The organism is Streptomyces sp., from assembly GCF_019510245.1.
In the GTDB taxonomy this organism is placed as follows: Bacteria; Actinomycetota; Actinomycetes; order Streptomycetales; family Streptomycetaceae; genus Streptomyces.
On the sequence record NZ_JAEKKT010000396.1, the window covers coordinates 1 to 3,159 of the forward strand.

The 3,159-nt window shown below is 72.3% G+C and carries 5 protein-coding genes; 1 reads left to right on the forward strand and 4 read right to left on the reverse strand.

Features of this window, described 5'->3' with window-relative positions; all coding sequences use genetic code 11:
• Positions 1–43: 43 nt before the first annotated feature.
• Entirely contained in the window at positions 44–388 is a 345-nt protein-coding gene (locus JF597_RS52760) for a chaplin (protein WP_294014064.1), read from the forward strand.
• 87 nt (positions 389–475) lie between these two features.
• Here JF597_RS52760 and JF597_RS52765 read toward each other — a convergent pair whose 3' ends face one another.
• The 4 genes from JF597_RS52765 to JF597_RS52780 form a co-directional block, all read right to left on the reverse strand.
• The gene (locus tag JF597_RS52765; protein WP_294014066.1) at positions 476–1,342 is read right to left on the reverse strand and encodes a tyrosinase family protein; all 867 of its coding nucleotides are present in this window, start codon (positions 1,340–1,342) and stop codon (positions 476–478) included.
• Complete coding sequence (locus JF597_RS52770) at positions 1,326–1,814, reverse strand: tyrosinase family oxidase copper chaperone (RefSeq protein WP_294014068.1); 489 nt, start codon at positions 1,812–1,814, stop codon at positions 1,326–1,328. Before JF597_RS52770 ends, JF597_RS52765 begins: the two co-directional genes overlap by 17 nt.
• A 177-nt stretch (positions 1,815–1,991) precedes the next feature.
• A complete protein-coding gene (locus tag JF597_RS52775; protein WP_294014070.1) occupies positions 1,992–2,507 on the reverse strand; it encodes a hypothetical protein in 516 nt (171 codons plus the stop codon).
• A 116-nt stretch (positions 2,508–2,623) separates the two neighbouring features.
• On the reverse strand, positions 2,624–3,159 hold a 536-nt coding region (locus JF597_RS52780; protein ID WP_294014072.1), incomplete at its 5' end, for a vitamin K epoxide reductase family protein.

Sequence of the window (3,159 nt, forward strand, 5' to 3'; positions counted from 1 at the left end):
GGCGCGTCCTGCCGTCGTACCCCCCGAACCAAAGGAGAACGTGATGTCTCGCATCGCGAAGGCAGCCGGAGTCGCCCTCGGCACCGGTGCCGTGATGATCGGCGGCGCCGGCCTGGCCATGGCGGACGCGGGCGCCAACGCCGCAGCTGTCCACTCGCCCGGCTTCCTGTCGGGCAACGTCGTCCAGGTCCCGATCCACATCCCGGTCAACCTGTGCGGCAACACCGTCGACGTGTTCGGTCTGCTGAACCCGGCGTTCGGCAACCACTGCGAGAACGGCAGTGGCGACCACAAGGAGTCGAAGGACTCCGACAAGAAGAACGGCGCCCACAAGGAGCACCGCGCCGGTGGCCACAAGAGCGGCCACGGGCAGGGCTACGGCGGCTGATCGCCCGCACACCCCGCAGAGCCCCGGCACCTTTCAGCGCCGGGGCTCTCGTGCGTCCGGACGCGTGGTTCCGTGCCGCCGTACGGCCTACGCGTACCGGTAGATCCTGCCGTGGTCCTCGAGCTCGTCCGGGGTCACGTCCCACGGCGGGAGCTTCTCGTGGCGGGCGACGATGCGGCCGCGCTGGGCGCTGCCCCGGCCGGGCGGCGTCGCGGGCAGATAGCGGTGGTCGCGGTGCCGTCGCTGCCAGCGCGACCAGCACAGGTCGACGAAGGCGTGGTGCAGCCAGAAGACCGGGTCGTTGACGGAGGCGCCGCTCACCATCACCCCGCCGACCCAGCGGTGCACCCGGTTGTGGTTGCGCCAGGCGGCCGCGCCCTGGCCTCTCCCCCACCCCTCCAGCTTGTTGCGGAACCCCTTGGTGGACGTCGAGTTCCAGGGCGAGGTGTCGTAGAGGGGGTCCTGCAGGGCCCACTCGAGGTCGCTGCGCGTGGGCAGCTCGATCGGATCGGCGGGACGCCCGAGTTCCCGGGTGAGGTAGTCCTCGTCGGTGATGCGCTCCTTGAGCGTCCAGTTGCCGGTCGCGTAGGCGAACGGTCCGGTCGTCACCCGCCGGTCCGGGGGCCGGCCGGTGCCGCCGAGCAGATCGTCCGTCCAGGGCGCCGCGCTCGTCGTGCGGTCGCGGGTCCAGTCCCAGTACGGCACGGTCACCGAGGAGTCGACGCGCCGCAGGGCCCGCTCCAGCTCCAGCAGGAAGCGACGGTGCCAGGGCAGGAAGGAGGGCGCCATGTGCGCCGTACGCAGTCCGTCCTCGCCGTCCGAGACGTAGAAGTCGATGTGCATCCGTACGAACTCGTCGTACTCGCCGCGCCGTTTCAGCTCCAGCATCGCCCGCACGAACCGCCGCTTCTCGGCCGCGGTCAGTGTGCTGACGTCCTTACGCGTGTACGCCACTGTGTCCCCCCATGTCCGCCCCGTCGCTGTACGTCTCCCGCAGCTGCCGTCCGGGTCCCAGTTCGTCGACGGCCGCCCGGGCGGCGTCCAGCGCGGTGGCGTAGGACCGGTAGTGGTCGACCATGCTCAGCCAGGTACCGTCCGCGCGGCGCATCAGGTGCAGCGGGCGTCCGTCCACGGTGACGTGCCACCCTCCGGCGCCGAGAGCGCCGCGCGCGGCGGCCGTGGCGGTGCGGATGCCGCGGATCCGGCGGCCCCGGTACGTCTCGTCGAAGACGAGGCGGGCGGCCCGTTCGGCCGCGTGCGGCATCCGCGAGGCGAGGACGACCGGGGTGAGCGCCGCCGCTACGGCGGCCGGGCCGAAGAGCCCGAGCAGCAGGCCCCGCCTGCTCCGGCGGGCGGGAGCGCCGCCCTCCGGGCTCGCCCGGGAGGGATCGGCGCCCACCGGTTCTCGGCCGACGCTCATGACCATCGTGTGCTCCTCGTCTCGTCCGCAAGCGGGGTCGGGTTCCGTTGTCCGTACCGGTAACCGCCCGACGGCCTGCGCGGTCACCGTCCGAGGCCCAAGGGGGTGAACCTCTGCGCCGGGAGCGCCGACGGGGCCCGGGCCGTGTCACGGTCCGGGCCCCGTCGGGCGGGAGGAGGCGCCCTACAGGCCGGGGCCCGCGGTCAGGTCGGCGCCCGGCGCGGCCTGCACCATGGGCAGCAGGACGCCCGCCTCGGGAAGCTTCGGCTGCGGCAGAGCGCCGCTGCCGGGCTTCGGCGCGGTCAGCGGGGCGTCCAGGGCCAGGCCCGGCGTCAGCGTGCGCACGTCGGCGGCGGGCGCGTCGAGGCCGAGGTGGTCGAAGTCGTCGTCGAGGACGTGCGGCACCGGCGCGGTCAGGTCGGCACCGGGCAGCCCGCCGTTGACCGGCACGCGCGGAATCGTCCGCTCCGGCATGAGCCGGCCCTCGACGAACTTCGGCGCCTCGGGGACGCCCGGCGTCGCCACCGGGATCTTCCCGCCGACCTCCGGCAGCTCCATGTGGAGGGCGCGCTCGGCGCCGTCCAGCGGCACGGGTACGGGGACCGTGCCCACCGCCGCGGCGGGGGACGCGGCAGCCCCCACCGCGGCCGCGATGCCCGTGATGACAACGGCAAGGGTTCCTCGGGTGGTCGACCTCATGGCAGTTACGGTCCCTTTCAGGTTTCGGCAGGCTCAACGTCCGTACCGGTAACGATCCTGGTGCGGTGACCAGCGCGAGATTCCCCCGGTTGCCGCAGTAGTACGACGTACGGCGGTCAGCTCGTCCAGAAGTCCCACCAGCGGGTCAGGACCAACATGCCGACGATCCCGACGTGCGACAGCGGGATCACCCAGGTGAACTCGGCGAAGAGGGCACGCGACCAGCCCGGCGCGGGCAGGAACGCGCGGCGGACGGCGAACGAGGTGACGTACCAGAACAGGACGATCGTGGCGACCCATGCCAGGGCGCACCACAGACACAGGGCATTGATCCGGTACAGCGACTCGAACTGCAGCCACGACACGAAGCCGACGCCGAACAGGCAGCCGGCGTCGAAGGTCAGCCAGTACCAGCGCGGGAAGGCGGCGCCGGCCAGCACGCTCATGCCGACGCAGATCACGATGCCGTACGCCACCAGTCCGAGCATCGGGTTGGGGAAGCCGAAGGCCTCGGCCTGGTCGCTCTCCATGACACTGCCGCAGGACACCACCGGGTTCAGGCTGCACCCCGGGGTGAAGTCGGGGTCCTGGAGCAGCTTGAACTTGTCGAGGGTGATGACCCAGGAGGCCAGCAGCCCCGCCGCGCCGGTGA